The sequence below is a fragment of the Streptomyces sp. NPDC050658 genome, assembly GCF_044457025.1.
Lineage (GTDB): Bacteria > Actinomycetota > Actinomycetes > Streptomycetales > Streptomycetaceae > Streptomyces.
On sequence record NZ_JBITGM010000015.1, the window covers coordinates 160,267 to 176,236 of the forward strand.

The following is a 15,970-nucleotide window of genomic DNA, read 5'->3' on the forward strand; positions in this document are numbered from 1 at the left end:
TGATGCGTTGGAGGCGGTTCCGTCCCGGCCCGATTCGGGCCACCGCGCGGGGCTGACGTGAAATCCCTCGCTGCTCGGAAGAGGCCGTTGGAGTTCATCACATTTCTCGATCCCGATGATGTGGTGGATGATGACTCAACGGCGCTCGACCGATGAACGGAAGTTCGGGCACTGAGGTTGCACCGTGTTGTCGGTAGTCCTATGTCACCAACAGCACGCTTGCACTCGGCCGGTCGTCTGGACTCGGTCGCTTCAAGGGAGGTACCAAGGCAGGTACCGCTCGCTCCGGCGCATCGAAGCCGCTGCCAGGCCACGCGGACCGAGCGGGGCCACGCCCAGCTGTCGGCGTACCGGCCTCGTTGCGGACCACCCGCCACACGACCGTGTCGTCGATCGTTTACGGCGCGTCACGACGTCCTTTCGATTGTGACGTCCGTGCACATATTGAAACCACCGTCTCCGTGCAGGATTTTGCTGGTCAATCTGATGCTTCCGGTGGTCGTCCAACAGAAGGGGTCATCCCCGTTCTTGACGCCCTCCTTGGGGATCTCCCATGCGCATGTGATGGCGCCGACCCCGTCAGCGCGATAGGTAAACCACCCACCCATGTACCAGTCGTAGTCAGCGAGCGACGGCATTTCCTCTGACTGCTGCCCGTAGCCGTACTGCCACCGAGTGGGAGACGGGATCGTTCGAGGAAGGTGATACTCATTCGTCCCGTACCACACCCAGAAGCTTTTCGGACGCCCGTACCGCTTTGACGTGATCCATTTATTGCAGCCGAATAATTTTAGATCCAGGCCTAATTCGTTACGCATAAGGATTTCCACTTTGCAACGATCGGCTGACATCTCATCCCCTCAAGGGTTTACTATATTTGGCCACTGTATCTATTTCGCGGCTCTCGCCCTCGCTTCTCGACCTCAATTTCAATACCACGGAGGAGCCCGGGAGCACCTTCCGCCCCTGCGGTACTACGGCAAATTCCCTCACGCGGCTCCGAGGGAAGAAGTACGTGGCGGCGACATACGACTAGGCGGGTCCTGACGATCAGGACATCCACGTGTCATGAAGGGACATCCTGCGATGCGAGCGTATGACGCACTGTTCTCCGCACCCGCGCATCTTCCGTGGGGTCAGGGAGTCGAGACGGTGGAGGCCAGCCTGTTCGGCCTCTACAAGGCGGCGAACGGCCAGCACACCTACGACCGGTACGCCTGGAATCCATCCGAAGGAAAACCGTGGTGGGACGACACCCCCGCACAGTCGGGCACGCTCACCGAGCTCTTCAACGTCAATCCGTTCACCGCCAAGGGCGGCGCGAGCCTGGACGGCAGCCAGCCCCTGGACGCCGCACTCTGCCTGGACAACCCGGCGGAGATCTACCTGTTCCAGGGCGGCCTCGTCCGCAAGATGTCCGTCAAGAGCGCGATGTTCAAGGTCCGCGACACGGACACCTACGCGCAGCCCATCGCCCAGGTCTTCGGCAGCTCCGAGAACAGCCCGGCCTTCGCCTTCGACCGGATCAGGGCCGCGCTCTACTCACCCAAAGGCGGTGCCTCCGGCAGGATCTGGTTCTTCGACCACGACAGCACCAACTGCGTCTCCGTAGACGCCGACACCTACGACCTGGGAAACAACAACAACCCGGCCGCCATCAACACCGTATGGAAACTCGACGGACTGCCCAGCCAACTCGCCACCGCCCTCACCACCGCCGGAACCCCCTTCTGGGCCACCACCCAGATCCTCGTGACAGACGAGACGCATCATGTGAACGGTCAGTCTCAGGACAAGGGCTATTTCGGCGCAGGCACTGACTGGTGCCCCTTCACCCTCAGCACCGCAACCCCGACCATGGCCGTTTTCACCGGCTCCGGCGGTCCACAGATCTTCAACGTCCCCGCCGGCGTCACAGCGGTCACCGTCGAACTCTGGGGCGCAGGGGGAGGTGGAGGCGACGCCGCCGCCGACCTTGGTTACGGCTATGGCGGGGCAGGTGGCAACGGCGGCGCCGGCGCCTATCTCCGCGACACCTTCGACGTGACCGCCGGCGGAGAACTCTCGTTCTTCGTCGGCCCCCCGGGCGTCCATACCCGCAACGACCGTGATTTCGACAAGGCCACGCTCATCGCAGGCGGAGGGGGCAAAGGTGGCTATGGCGGCTACCGCGGTTCCGGGGCACCCGGTGGCCGGGGCGGAGACGGCAATGGTGGTGGCGGTGGCGACGGGGGGCAAACCAACGGCAGCTACGGACAGGGAGGCAGCGGTGCCACAGGTACCGCGGGCGGCCAAGGAGGGAACGGCCCCGGGGGCAGCGGCGTGAATGGGGCAGACGGCCCGGCCGGCGGGTCTGGAGGACAGGGCGGCGGCGGCGGCGGACGAGACCACGGTCACGGCGGATACGGCGGTTCTGGCGGCACGGGCGACGGCGCCAGTGCCGGTGGCAACGGCTGGGGCACTTCTGCCGGAGGCGGAGGAGGAGGCGGATCAGCCGGAGCGAGCAGCGGAGGGGGCGGAGGAGGCGGCGGGGGCGGAGCACAGGGAGCCAGTCGACGGCGACAGTCGACGGTCTTCCTGCCCGGCAACGGAACCCAGCCTGGCTGCTCGGGCCCGGGAGGCGCGGGCACCGGCGGCACCGGAGCCGCCGACAACCGCTTCGGTAGCGGTGGAACCAGCGGTGCGGTGCGCATCAGTTGGTGACACGCACGGCGTTGCCGCGGCAGCACTCTTCACTTGTCCGGTCCCGGCATCAAGGAGTCAGCCAACGGGCAGGCCCAGCCGTCGAGTTGACTCACCCGGCAGGCGGATCGGTGGCTATCGTGTGCTGCTCCCCACGCGGGCTGAAGTAGGCCATGTACAGGACCACGGGAGTGCTGCCGTAGTTGGCTCCCGCGTGAACATGGTCAGGGCCGGCCGGTTCGATGACGATGTCGCCGGCCGCCGATACTTCGTCTGGCCTGTCGCGGAACATGCGGGTCAGTACGCCGGATTCGACGACCGCGACGGCGGGACCGGGATGGTAGTGCCATCCGGTGAAGCCGCCCGGCTGGATGGAGATACGCCGGTAGGCGATCTCAGCGGGGCCGTCGACCGTGACCGACAGTGTTTCTCGGGTCGTTCCCATGGCCAGCAGTTCCACCTGCGGGCCTGGTGCCGGGCCCGGTGCGGCTTCAACCGACGCGGACATGGCGACGTTCGTCTCGTACACGGCCGACACCCGCTGGCCGCGCTCGTCGGCCCGCTGCGTGATCCAGCCGGCGGAGGCGTCCAGTTGCGCCGCGGCCTCCTCGTTCGGCCGGACCGCCGCCGGCGTACAGACGCAGCTACCAGTGGTCCCCAGCCGGCCTGCTGCCGCAGCGGGACGCGGGTCGCCCACGACGGCGCTCACTCTTCATCACCGAAGTCGGGCCGTATCCCGCGGGCCGCCATGACCTCGTCGTTGGAGACGCCTGCGGGGACCATCGGCCATACCTGGGCGTCCTCCTGGACGATGAAGTCCACGACGACAGGGACGTCATCGACGGCGTTGGCCTTGGCTATGGCCACGTCGAGGTCGGCCGGGTCCTCGCAGCGCAGCGCGACACAGCCCATGGCCTCGGCCCAGCGCACGAAATCCGGGCAGCGAGTGCCGGGCGCCGTGTGACCGGCCGCCGTGCGGGCGGTGCGCAGTGTGGAGTGGGCACGGCGCGCGTCGTAGAAGAGGTCCTGCCACTGGCGGACCATGCCGAGGGCGCCGTTGTTGATGACGGCGACCTTGATGGGGATGCCGTGCAGCACACAGGTGACCAGCTCCGTTCCGGTCATCTGGAAGCAGCCGTCGCCGTCGATGGCCCAGACGGTGCGGTCCGGACACGCTGCCTTGGCGCCCATGGCGGCAGGCACCGCGTATCCCATGGTGCCCGCGCCGCCGGAGTTGAGCCCGGTGCGTGGGGTGTCGTGGTCGATGAAGTGGGCGGCCCACATCTGGTGCTGGCCCACGCCTGAGGTGAAGATCGTGTTCCTGGGGGCGAGTTGGCCGATGCGCTGGATGACCTGCTGTGGGGCGAGGCTGCCGTCCGCGGGCGAGCGGAAGTCGAGCGGATAGGTCTCGCGCCACCGGTCGAGGTCCTTCCACCAGGCCGCGTAGTCGCCGGTGCGGCCCGCTGCGTGCTCGGCCCGGAGGGCGACGGTCAGATCGGCGATGACCTCGCGGGCGTCGCCCACGAGCGGTATGTCGACCGCCCGGTTCTTGCCGATCTCGGCCGGGTCGATGTCCGCGTGCACGATCTTCGCGTACGGGGCGAACGAGTCCAGCTTGCCGGTGACGCGGTCGTCGAAGCGGGCTCCGAGGGCAACGATCAGGTCCGACCTCTGCAGGGCGGTCACCGCGGCGACCGTGCCGTGCATGCCGGGCATGCCCAGGTGCTGCGGGTGGCTGTCGGGGAAGGCTCCCAGTGCCATCAGCGTGGTGGTGACGGGCAGGCCGGTCAGCTCTGCGAGCGTCCTCAGCTCGGGGGTCGCCTGTGCCTTGAGCACACCGCCGCCGACGTACAGAATCGGGCACTTGGCCTCGACTATCAGCTTGGCCGCCGCACGGACCTGGCCGGTGTGCGGCTTGGACACCGGCCGGAAGCCGGGCAGCTTGGCCGGGGGCGGCGAGGGCAAGGCGGTGCGGGCCTGCAGGGCGTCCTTGGTGATGTCGACCAGGACTGGGCCGGGACGGCCGGTGGAGGCGAGGCGGAAGGCCTCGGCAATGGTCCGTGGGATGTCCTCGGCCTTGGTGACCAGGAAGTTGTGCTTGGTGATCGGCATCGTGATGCCGCAGATGTCCGCCTCCTGAAAGGCCCCTGTCCCCAGCGCCCAAGACGGCACCTGCCCGGTGACCGCGACCAGCGGTACGGAGTCCATGTAGGCGTCCGCGATCGGCGTCACCAGATTGGTGGCACCCGGCCCTGAGGTCGCCACGCACACCCCGACTCGTCCGGTGGCCTGCGCGTACCCCGTGGCGGCATGCCCCGCGCCCTGCTCATGCCGTACGAGAACGTGGCGGATGCGCGGCGCGTCCATGAGAGCGTCGTAGAAGGGGAGCATCGCCCCGCCCGGCATGCCGAACACCGTGTCGACCCCCTGCTGTTCAAGGGAACGGACAACAGCCATGGCACCCGTGCACGCCCGCTCACGTTCCCCCTCACCCTCACAAGCCCCCTGTAAAACTGGGCCGCTGATGCCGACCTGGCCTAAGTCGATTCCGTTTCCGCCCGGTTCGTTTTGCACAACGTGGAGGTCGACGTTCCCATGAGCTTCGCACGGGAAGCCGGATGCGGCGTCGTGGGGAGAAGTAGGCATGGGTGTGGCTCCAGGAAAGGCGTGAAGCGGTGGATGTGGGACAGAGCTTCATTGGAATGCCTGGAGCCAATGCCAGATAGGGGGGTCAGGCTGGCAACGTGTTGCATATGCCGTGAGTTCGTGCACTCGTGAAGATTCTTTGAACAAACTGTGGATGTCGTCCGGCCCGTCCAGGGCTTCCTGCTGCACCGCGACCTGAGGCCACGTGTGCCCGTCTTACCGGCGCCCCGCAGGCGTTTGACATACCTCCGTGCACGGGCTGGCGAGCCGGATGCGGCCGAGGCCGGACACTGCGAGGTCAATGGCCCGAACACGCGGCCTTCACCGGCATCGATCCGTAGATGCGCCGCTCCGACCGACCGGTACTGCCGATGGCCGGTCGGGCGGCACATCTGCCGGCCACCGCCATCGAGGAAGGCAGGGCCCCTTCCTCAATGGCGACAGCCTGGCCGACCGCTCCGAGTACCCGGGAGCGGACGATCTGGCATGGCGTCGAGGGACGACGACACGCGGGCGGCTGCTAGGACATGTCCAGGACGAGGTAGAGGGTGCTCCCGGGCTGGATCTGGTAGGAATCCACGGTCCGCCAGTCCGCCAGCACCTGGTTGGCGAAGATCAGGCGCTGCTGGTCCGGCGGAATCCCTTCCTTGTCCTGGATCTTGCCCTTGACGCTTTCGATCGTCTCGTCCCCCTGGACCTCGATCGTGATGATCTTCCCGGTCAGGGTGTGGACAAAGATGCCGAAGGTCTCCGGCGGACGGACCGTGCCGCTACCGGCCAGGGCGCCACAACCGGAGCTACCGGCGGCTTCACCACTGGCGCCGCCGAGGCCCATTCCGGTGCCCGTGGGGCAGGCTTGCGACGCCTTCACGCCGGCTGCGCCTCCTGCGCTGCCCCCATGGCTGAATGGCTTGTTGACTGCAAAAGCGGAAGTGGCTCCGGCAGCTGGCAATAGGAAACCGATCGCGGCCGCGAGTCCGACGGCGACCTGCCGGGTTCGAAAACCTGATAAACAAAAGACAGAGGGCATAAGCACTCCCTAAAGGCCAGGACAGACCATGCGTCTGCCGACCATCGCAACGCTAGCGGTGCTCAAGTCCCCAGATCCGTAAAGAAACGAGGGAGCCTTCACTGTTCTGACATCATTCAATTCGCACTGCTGCGGGCGTGACGGAAAATGTGCCAGACCCTCAGATGGGCCGCCATATTCGACCGGCACCGTGTCCGGGCCAGGCATAGTGGATCGGGCCCAGGCACGAGGGATTCTGGTGCGGGCTCTACCAGCTGACGCGGGCTGCACCATTGCCACCCGGACTGCCATCACTTCCATGCGCACCGCCCATGCCGCCGACGCCGGCTGTGCCGTCCAGCGAGCTGTAAGGCAGGCGGTTGTCGCTTGGGGATGACGCTTTGAAGAAGACTCCCGTAGCCGGATAGCTCTGGCCTTGAGCGCCGCCACCGCCGCCGCCGAGAGCGCCGCCACCACCACCGCCCATGGCGTAGCCGCCGTAGCCGGCGCCGCCTCCCCCACCGCCACCGCCGGTCCCGCTTCCGCCGCCGGAAGCGGCGCCACCTCCGCCGCCTCCGCCACCGTCACCGGAGGTGCCGGCCGTGCCAACGCCGCCGCCACCACCGCCGACCGCGCTGCCGCCGTCGTTGCCGCCGTTGCCGCCGACGCCCCCGCCGGGACTGTCGGCACCGCCGCCGGCGAAGCCGCCGCCACCTCCGCCGCCCCCATCGCCACCCTTGCCTCCGCCGCCGAAGGTGCCGCCATCACCTCCGGCGCCCCCGCTGTCACCAGCCTTGCCGCCGTTGGTGTTGCCGCCGTCGCCGCTGTGGCCTCCTCCGTTACCGCCGATGTCGCCGACTGATCCACCCCCGCCCCCGCCTCCTCCGCCTGCGACGAGGGTGGGGTTCTGGGCCGGGTAGGAGGTGTACTGACCTGGTTTGCCGATGCCGATGGTGAGCTGGCTGCTAGGGGTGACGGTGATGACGTCGCGAAGGTAGGCGCCGGCGCCGCCGTTCCCGCCGTTGCTGCCGGCGCCGCCTGCGGCGCCCCCGCCACCCGGACCCCAGAGTTCGAGGGTGACCTGCTCAACGTTGTCGGGAACGGTGAAGGTCTGGTCGCCGGGGTCGGTCATGAGGGCCATGGTCGGGGTTTCGGTGCTGAGGGTGAAGGGGCACCAGGCGTTGGTGCCCGCGCCGAAGGAGCCGTTGTCCTGGGACTGGCCGTTCTGCTCGCTGTCTGTCGTCAGGATTTGGGTGGTGGCCCAGAAGGGGGTTCCGGCGGTGGTGAGTGCGGTGGCGAGTTGGCTGGGCAGTCCGTCGAGTTTCCAGGCGGTGTTGATGGCGACCGGTGGGTTCTGGTCCTGGTCGTAGGTGTCGGCGTCGACGGAGACGCAGTTGGTGGTGTCGTGGTCGAAGAACCAGATCTTGCCGGAGCCGCCGTCCTTGGGTGAATAGAGTGCGGCCCGGATCCGGTTGAAGGCGAAGGCGGGGTTGTTGTCGGAGCTGCCGAACACCTGGGCGATGGGCTCGGCGTAGGTGTCCGTGTCGCGGACCTTGAACGTTGCGCCCTTGACGGACATCTTGCGGACGAGACCGCCCTGGAACAGATAGACCGCCGCCGGATCGTCCAGACAGAGCGCGGCGTCCAGCGGCTTCGTGCCGTCCAGACTCGTACCCCCTTCAACGGCGAACGGGTCGACATTGAAGAGGTCGGTCAGCGTGCCCGACTCTTCGGGAGCATCACCCCACCACGGCTTGCCCGCGGACGGGTCCCAGGCGTACCGGTCGTAGGTGTGCTGGCCGTTCGCCGCCTTGTACAGCCCGAACAGGCTCGGCCCCACCGTTTGAACGTCCGTGCCCCACGGAATATGCGCGGGTGCGGAGAAGACTGCGTCATACGCTTGCATCGCAAGGTGCCCCTTCCGTGACACATGGATGTCCTGACCGCCAGGACCCGCCAAGTCGTATGTCGCCGTCACAGGTTTCTCCCCTCGGCTGGGCGGCCTTGGGGTGAGGGGGCAAGGTCGTCGCGGCGTTGTCGCTCAGAGAACCCTCGAGCGAGCCCCGGCCACCCGAACGCCAGGTGAGCGACAGGCGTCACCACCGGGCAGATCGACATCTCCCCCGCCGCCTCACGGCGACCGACCCCGGCAGCTGTCGCACCTGTCGTACGCAGTCGGGGCCCATGGCATCGGCTGTGCGGTGCCCCCTTCTGCCGTGTCAGCGGGCGATGAGATTGCGCTCTCCGGCGGCGATCTCGGCGGTAAGGGTGTTGCCCGGGGGCGGGAAGGGGCAGATGAAGTGGTCGGCGAAGGCGCAGGGCGGGAGGAGCGCGCGGTTGAAGTCGACCGTCGTACGCCCCTCGGCGTCGGGCGCGGCGGGCCGCAGGAAGCGGAACCGGTAGCTGGAGCCCCCGCTGCTCGCGTCGGCGAACACCGCCCACAACGAGCCATCGCCCTCCACCGACACCTGCAACGTGTGCTGCTTTCCGGCCAGGTCGAAGGCCAGCTCACCGCCCAGGCCCAGGCCCCGCTCGACCCCGTCGGCGTTGGCCACCCGCACGGTGCGCACACCCTCGACAGTGCTCTCGGCGTCATACGGCGTGAAGCGCCCCTCCACCGCCCAGCGCGCGTCGTACCCGGTGGCCTCGATGCCCCCGAACGCGCGGCGCGTGGCGGACTCCGGGTCGAAGTCGCGGACCGCCCACAGCCCTTCGCGACGCAGCACCACGAACCGGCGCTCCCCCAGCGCGACGCGGGCCGCACCGACCGGGCCGGCATCGGCGGCAAGGCGGGCCTCGCCGCCGAAGGGCCGCCCGTCCAGGGCAAGTTCGCCACCGGCCTCGGCGGTCAGAACGATCTCGTCGCCCGCCTCCACCCAACGCCCGGGGATGTCCGGAAGTCGACCATCCGGATAGTCCGCGAGCCAGTACGTGCCGACGAGGGAGAGCGGACCATAGGGAGCCGACACCGCCTCCGTCCGCTGCTCGCGCCAGCGCTTCCAGTCGCGTGATGCGCCCGTCGATGCGTCCGTCGTCATGGGATCAACCCCTTCTATGCGGGCTCACTCGGCCCAAGATGCGAGCAGCGGCGTCGCGGCGCCCTCGTATTCCGTACGGGCGCCGACCTCGTCTGCGGCGCCCAGTGGTTCTACGGCGTGGGCCGGGGCCCATACCCTCGGGGCTGATCCGCGGCTCCGTCACGGCGTCGTTCGCCGGACCGGGCACCCCTGGACGCTGGCGTAACTGCCGTACTCGATCATGTGGTTGAGCGCGGCACGGGCGCCGACGAGCCCGCTGTCCTTCTTCGTGAGATGCGGTTGGTCTTGAATGCCACGGCCCCGAAATTGCCGAACCACACTAAAAGCCCCAAGGCGATGGGCACAACCTGACGTGGTCGCATTTCCCTGATCGGTCGAATGCCGAAGTGTGTTCTGCAGCCGAAGGGGATTCACGAGTGCACAAAGTCGCGTAGTGCGCCACGTGTTGGCTACCTGACCCCTCTTCCTGCGCCCTTCCCCCGGTAGTGCAATGAGGACCCCTGCCCGTTCCTCTCGGCTCGAAGATCCGTCAGCGGCCCTTGGCGCCGAGACGAAAGCATCGATCGTTTGGAGGGTCCATGTTCGCTTCAATGCGGGCCGTACGCCGACGGGGTGCCTGGATCGCGGTCGCTCTCCTGACGATGGCCGGCGCGGCCGTCGCGCCGACGGCGACGGCCGCGCCGACGCTCGCTGAAAGCGGCTTCACCTGCACCGGTAGCGTGCGTTTCGACTACTCGCCGGGGCTCACGCACGTACCCCAGCTCCTGACGATCGACATCAATGGGCAGCTCGACAACTGCACGGGGGCGGGAAGTCCGAGTGACTCCGCCGAGCTTGAGCCGTTGTCGATCCATGTCACCCGGTCCTGCACGGACCTGCTGGTGCCGCAGCACAACGTCGAGACGCTCGAATGGAGCGACGGTTCGACCAGCGTGCTCGACTTCCAAGCCACATCCGTCTACGCCAATGGTCAGCTGGTCGCGACTCAGGTCGGGTCCGTCACCAGCGGTCGCTTCGCGGGCCACACGATCGCCGGGACGGTGACGACGCTCGCCGATCTGACGAAGTGCAGTACCCCCGGAGGCCTCTCGACGCTCCAAGGGCCCTGGACTCTCACCTTCGTTCCGCCGCTGTAGTAGCGGAGCCGAGGTGCCGCAGGAGTGGATTTCCGCGGACGCGGAGTCGCCGTCGCACACGCCGTGATCGTTTCCTCGGTCCTGTCTCGGAATTCCGCCCAGAAATCATCAAGGAGGACGCATGTCGGCCGAGGAGAACATCGCGTTGGTACGCCGGTTCTACGAGGAGGTATGGGTCAAGGGAAACCCGGACGGGGCCGACGTATTCGCGGAGGACTACGTGCGTCACGACCTGCGCGGCACCGCGGCCACGCCGGGCCCGGAGGGGCAGCGGCGGATCGCACGGGACTTCCATGCCGCCTTTCCCGACCTGCACTTCCAGGTCGATCTCATTCTCGCCCAGGGGGAATTGGTGGCGGCCCGGTGGACCTCTGCCGGAACCAACACCGGTTCTTGGGGATCCGTGTCACCCACCGGCAGGTTCGCGCGGTTTTCCGGGGTCAACATCTTCCGTCTCCGCGACGGAAAGGTCGTGGAGATCTGGAACCACCGCGACGACCTGGCGCTGATGCAGCAACTGGACGCCCCTGTCTTCGGCGGTGCCGTCCCCGACCCGGGCCGTGCGTAACACCGCGACGGCGGCGTCCGGCGCCACATTGCCCAGCGCGGGCGGTCCCGCCCGCATCGTCGGCCGTATTCCCACGGCAAGAAGGTGAGACCGCCCATGGACCGGAAGAAACTCGTCGTCGTCACGGGCGTCGGCATGCGCAAGGCCGGCCGGCTGTTCAAGAACACCGACGCCGCGGACCACATCGACTACCGGGGGGACACCTTCAAGTTGAACGCCGCCGCCGGGAGCGCGGCGGAGCTCGGCAAAGCCGGGCACATCGTGTACATGGTCGGCGCCAACGAGACCTACCTGAACTATCTGGGCGAAAATCTCGTGCACAGTGCCTCGCACTACGCGGTCGTCGACCTCCTGGACCGGGACGCGACCGTGGCTCTCGCCGCCGAACTGACCGACCTGGCCCGCGGGCTGGACGCGGACCTCCATATCGTCCACTACGGCGGGGTCTCCGAGGTCGACGTGCCCCTACCGGACAACACGGTGTTCCTCGATCCCTGGCGCACCCCGCCGCCGGCCATCCCGGAGGTCATCGCCAGCAACACCTCCACCCTGCTCAACCTGTTGCAAGCACTGCGCGAGACGCTTCACACGCAGGAGATGACGAAGGTCGTCATCATCACCGCGGTCGCCGCCCAGCGCACCGCGCGCTTCCATGGCCTGGACGCCATGCAGAAGGCGGCCTGCCACGCCATGGCCCGCAGCCTCGCCGTCGACCTCACCCGGGAGCGCATCTACGTCACCGAAGTCATGCCCGGCATGACCGACACCGGCTTCTACGACCCGGACCCCACCTACACCGCGATGTCCCAAGCCGGTCGCGAGTACGGCTACGAATGGACCGAAGGCACCTTCCCGCTGTTCTCCTCCCGCAAGGTCGGCCAAGCCGTGTGCTTCGCTCTCGACACCGACGCCCACGTGCGGGAGCTCTCCCTCATCCCGTACGGCCAGTTCCCCCACCTGGGGGCCTAGCCATGCGGATCGCCTTCATCGGTACGGGAAACATGGGCGCGCCGATGGCCCTGCGTCTCGCCCGCGCTGGACACGAGCTGACGCTGTGCGACCCCCGCGCGGCTGACGTCGCGGAGCGCTTCAAGGGGCAGGACGTGCGCTGGTGCGAAATCCCGGCGGACACCGTCCGGGAAGCCGAGGTGATCTTCACGTCGCTGCCCGGCCCTGCCGAGGTCAAGCAGGTCACGCTCGGCCCCGAAGGCATCATCGAGGGGATGCGGGCAGGAAGCATCTACGTGGACCTGTCCACCAGCAGCCACGACCTCATCCGGAAGATCGACTTCCTTTTCCGGCCTCGCGGGGTACGGGTCGCGGACGCACCGGTCAGCGGCGGGGTGATCGGCGCCGATCAAGGAACCCTCGGCCTCATGGTCGGCGCGGATCCCGAGACCTTCCGCGAGATCCAGCCACTGCTGCGACTGCTCGGCTCGACCATCGTGCATGCCGGCCCGCTCGGCTCCGGCAGCATCGCCAAGCTGATCCACAACATGGTGGGCATCTGCACGCGCGCCGTCCTGTCCGAGGCCTTCACCCTCGGCGTAAAAGCGGGGCTCGACGCCTCCGCCTTGCTCGAGGCCCTGAAAGCCGGCGCGGTGGGCCAGGGACTGCTGCTCCAGCGCCTCATCCCGGAGATCGTCTTCACCGGGGACTTCGACCACGCCCGCTTCGCCTTGAAACATTCCAGGAAGGACATCGGGCTGGCGACAGCCCTGGCCCGTGACCACGACGTACCGACCCTGATCGCCAACGTGGTCGAACAGGAGATGATCCAGGGCATCGTCCGCGGCTGGGGCGACAAGGACTCCGTCTCCGCGTTCATGCTCCAGGAGGAACGCGCGGGCGTCGTCGTACGCACTCGCCTCGACGACGCCCGTCCCCCCGGCGCGGCCACCGGCGGACCGGACCAGCCATGACCCCGCCCACCCACGCGCTGGCCCCGGACCGGTTGTGCCTCGTCGTCGACGACCTGGACCAGGCCGCCGCACACGCCCGGTCGCTCGGCTTCACCCTCACTCCCGAGGGCGAGCACATGGTCGGATCCCGCAACCGGTGCGTGATGTTGCGTGGCGGCCAGTACCTGGAACTCCTCGACCCGCACGCCACGGTGCCCGACCCGGCGAGCCAGGCCTACGAAAGACGCCTCCGCCGATTCGGCGAAGGCCTGGCCGTGCTGTCCCTGCGCTGCGAGGACCTGCACGCCCTCGCCGAGACCTGGCGACAGGCGGGCTTCAACCCCTCACCTGTGCGCCCCTACAGCCGCACCATCGACCTGCCCACCGGCCGCACCGAGGCCCGCTTCGAACTCATCCAACTACCGCACCCGCCGCTGCCCGGCGTGCCCAGTCTGGCGATCTGCGCCTGCAGGCAGCTGACACCGGATGTGGTCTGGCGGCCCGACTGCCTGGACCATCCCAACGGCGCCGCCGCACTGACCGGACTCGAGCTGTACAGCGACGCCCCGCACAAGGACGCCAGCGTCCTTTCCCACCTCACCCAGATCCCATGGCACCCCACCCCGACCGGCCCCGACCTCACGCTCGGCACCGTGCGGATCCACCTCCGGCACACCACGCGCCGCCGGCCCATCGTCCAGCCCGCCGTCCTGACGCTCGAATCCCCCTGCCCCATCAGCCGCGCAGCCCTGTGCGGAACCGAATTGCTCGCCAGCGAAGGCGATGAAAGACCGAAATGAGAAATCAAAGAAGGCAAGGCCCAGGCTCCAGGAAAGGAACCAAAGTGATCCTCAGAAATCGCATCCTCCACCTCATCGCCGCCGTGCTCCTGATCGCTTCAGGAGGCCTGTACGCCTCTGGTGCCGCCACCGCGGCACCAGCAGCCGTCGGCGACCTCACGTGCAACGTCAGCTCAACGGTGACCTTTGACCCGCCCCTCACCAATACGCCACGGGAAACGGACATCACCTTCGAGGCGACGTACGAGAACTGCCAGTCCCTGACAGGCTCAACGATCACCAGCGGCTCACGCTCGGGATCCTTCACCGATGTCCGCTCATGCCTGGACGCCCCCCTCGACGGAGTGCAGCAAGAGTTCGCCGTGCACTGGGACGGCAAGCGCAGCAGCACGGTGAACGGTACGGCCCAGGGCGGCGACATCCTTGGAGTCACCGAACACACCATCACCGGTCCTGTCACCGGCGGTGAATTCGCGGGAGACACGTTCGCCGAGGTCGTCGCGCAGGTGCCCGGAAACCCCTTGGCTTGCCTGCCGCTCATCGGAAGCGGAATCGCGACTCAGACCGGGACCGGGCTGCTGACCATCAACTGAATCGGCTCGGCAACCGGCACGGCTTCAGGCCCTCATGATGCGCAGTTGTGCGATGACGTTGCGGGCCTGCAGGGTGTTGTTGCGCATGAAGTCGTTCAGCCGCATCCGTACATGTGCCCCGGCGCCGATGATCCAGATGTCCAAAGCCCTTCCGGCCACACGCACCCGCTGGTCGGCTGCGAGGCTGGTGACGGGAAGCGAGCCCGGGGGCGGATTCTCCAGGTGTATCCGGCTCCCGTGGTGGTAGAGGTAGGGCTTGTTGAAGCCGCAGGCGCACACCACGTGATGGAACGATTCCTGTTCACCGTCTGCCCAGGTGATTCGCCAGGATGCTGTCACGTGGCGGACCGATTCCACGGACCTCGTACTGATGCGTAGTTCCTTGCGGTCCAGGTGTGTCAGCAGGCTGCGGGCGTTCGGCAGGCTCATCGCGCTCAGTCGGCGCCGGAGAACGTCCCTGTGCGCGGCGAGGAGTTGCTCGGCGGCTTCCTGCGGTTGGTCGGGGAGCCATTGGTAGAGCTCTTCGAGGAGACTGATGGTGACGTCCTGCCAGGGGGCGGCGCCCTCCTGGCAGAGGCGGACCTCGTCACGCAAGCGCCGTACGGGGTCCGTCTCGCCGGACAGCTGCCGGCGCAGGGGACGGCGGTCCACCCTCCGCATGGCCTCGATGCAGATGCGGGCGAGCTTGTGCCGCAGGAGGGGATCGTCGATCGACAGGTCACGTACCCGGCGCAGGTCGACCGGGTCGGGGTGCAGGCCAGAGCGGGAGCGGACGGCGGGCAGTTCACCGGTGCGCGAGCTCATGGTCACCGTATGGCCGTCCCGGCACAAGATCCGCACCGCGTCGATGGCGGAGTTGCCCATGCCCAGCACCAGGACGCGCGCGCGGGCAGGGACTGCCGCGCGCAATGCCGCTGTCGGATAGGGGGTGGCGGTCAGCGCTGGGTGTCCGACCATGTCGGACACCAGATCGGGAACGACCGGGGATGCGAAGCCGGTGCAGACCAGCACCCTGGAGGCGGGCAGCACCCGGCCGTCAGCTAGCTCGATCACATGGCCCCCCGCGGCGCGGGCAGTCCTGATGGCGGTCACCCGCGCGGCGACGTACTCCAGGGTGGTACCTCGCCGTGCCGCCAGCTCTTGGTAGTCCCGGAAGCGCTGACGGCAGTAATCTCCGACGTGAGATCGGCGGGGGAAGTCATTCTGGTCCGCGAGCCCCTGCGCATGAAGGTAGGCGGTGAACTCCCCTGGCCTGTCAGGGAACAGCGAGTGCAGTGCGGCGCCCGAGTTCGCCAGCACATCCGGATCGGCGTCGCCCCACACCACACCGCCGATCGGCCGTGGATCCACGACGGTGACCGAACCGGACCATCCGGCATCCACGAGCTGCAGCGCCGCGGAAACGCCGGTCGCCCCCGCACCGATCACACATACTCGGGAAACAGTCGGCGGACGGGAGTCCGGTGGCGGCGTCGAGTGCTTGGGCGGGCCCGCAACCGGCTGCCCGTCCAGTGACCCTGGCCTCGGCGGCGATCCGGTCATAGGTGAAACGGTAGGCGGTTCCGGTCGGGGCCAATGGTCGTACGAATGAGTAGGG

12 protein-coding genes and 1 pseudogene are annotated in these 15,970 nt (G+C 67.8%); 7 read left to right on the forward strand and 6 right to left on the reverse strand.

The window, feature by feature from the left end; genetic code table 11:
• Positions 1-1,086: 1,086 nt before the first annotated feature.
• Positions 1,087-2,703, forward strand: coding sequence for a hypothetical protein (locus ACIBKX_RS37405; RefSeq protein WP_363275728.1), 1,617 nt, complete (start codon positions 1,087-1,089; stop codon positions 2,701-2,703).
• A gap of 91 nt (positions 2,704-2,794) precedes the next feature.
• Here the strand turns inward: ACIBKX_RS37405 and ACIBKX_RS37410 are convergent, their stop codons facing one another.
• The 5 genes and pseudogenes from ACIBKX_RS37410 to ACIBKX_RS37430 all read right to left on the reverse strand — a co-directional run bounded on the left by ACIBKX_RS37410 (position 2,795) and on the right by ACIBKX_RS37430 (position 9,375).
• On the reverse strand, positions 2,795-3,391 hold the full coding sequence (locus tag ACIBKX_RS37410) for a cupin domain-containing protein (RefSeq protein WP_363275729.1): 597 nt from the start codon (positions 3,389-3,391) through the stop codon (positions 2,795-2,797).
• A pseudogene (locus tag ACIBKX_RS37415) lies at positions 3,388-5,148 on the reverse strand (acetolactate synthase large subunit); the annotation flags it as partial. The gene ACIBKX_RS37410 and the pseudogene ACIBKX_RS37415, both read right to left, overlap by 4 nt.
• A gap of 700 nt (positions 5,149-5,848) precedes the next feature.
• Complete coding sequence (locus tag ACIBKX_RS37420; protein WP_363275730.1) at positions 5,849-6,199, reverse strand: ubiquitin-like protein; 351 nt, start codon at positions 6,197-6,199, stop codon at positions 5,849-5,851.
• Positions 6,200-6,605: 406 nt separating this feature from the next.
• Entirely contained in the window at positions 6,606-8,177 is a 1,572-nt protein-coding gene (locus tag ACIBKX_RS37425) for a hypothetical protein (protein WP_399377092.1), read from the reverse strand.
• 379 nt (positions 8,178-8,556) lie between these two features.
• Positions 8,557-9,375, reverse strand: a complete 819-nt coding sequence (locus tag ACIBKX_RS37430; protein ID WP_363277534.1) for a DUF1684 domain-containing protein — start codon at positions 9,373-9,375, stop codon at positions 8,557-8,559.
• A gap of 578 nt (positions 9,376-9,953) precedes the next feature.
• On the opposite strand from ACIBKX_RS37430, the gene ACIBKX_RS37435 reads away from it, so the two are divergent.
• From ACIBKX_RS37435 to ACIBKX_RS37460, 6 genes are all read left to right on the forward strand, one after another.
• Positions 9,954-10,511, forward strand: a complete 558-nt coding sequence (locus ACIBKX_RS37435) for a hypothetical protein (RefSeq protein ID WP_363277535.1) — start codon at positions 9,954-9,956, stop codon at positions 10,509-10,511.
• A 121-nt stretch (positions 10,512-10,632) separates the two neighbouring features.
• A complete protein-coding gene (locus ACIBKX_RS37440) occupies positions 10,633-11,079 on the forward strand; it encodes an ester cyclase (RefSeq protein WP_363277536.1) in 447 nt (148 codons plus the stop codon).
• A gap of 96 nt (positions 11,080-11,175) precedes the next feature.
• Positions 11,176-12,048: an SDR family oxidoreductase gene (locus tag ACIBKX_RS37445; protein WP_363277537.1), complete on the forward strand. Its 873-nt coding sequence runs from the start codon at positions 11,176-11,178 to the stop codon at positions 12,046-12,048.
• 2 nt (positions 12,049-12,050) lie between these two features.
• Positions 12,051-13,001, forward strand: coding sequence for an NAD(P)-dependent oxidoreductase (locus ACIBKX_RS37450; RefSeq protein WP_363277538.1), 951 nt, complete (start codon positions 12,051-12,053; stop codon positions 12,999-13,001).
• A complete protein-coding gene (locus tag ACIBKX_RS37455; RefSeq protein ID WP_363277539.1) occupies positions 12,998-13,780 on the forward strand; it encodes a VOC family protein in 783 nt (260 codons plus the stop codon). Before ACIBKX_RS37450 ends, ACIBKX_RS37455 begins: the two co-directional genes overlap by 4 nt.
• A 44-nt stretch (positions 13,781-13,824) precedes the next feature.
• Positions 13,825-14,373, forward strand: coding sequence for a hypothetical protein (locus tag ACIBKX_RS37460; RefSeq protein WP_363277540.1), 549 nt, complete (start codon positions 13,825-13,827; stop codon positions 14,371-14,373).
• A 24-nt stretch (positions 14,374-14,397) separates the two neighbouring features.
• Here ACIBKX_RS37460 and ACIBKX_RS37465 read toward each other — a convergent pair whose 3' ends face one another.
• A complete protein-coding gene (locus ACIBKX_RS37465; protein WP_363277541.1) occupies positions 14,398-15,915 on the reverse strand; it encodes an FAD-dependent oxidoreductase in 1,518 nt (505 codons plus the stop codon).
• Positions 15,916-15,970: the final 55 nt, after the last annotated feature.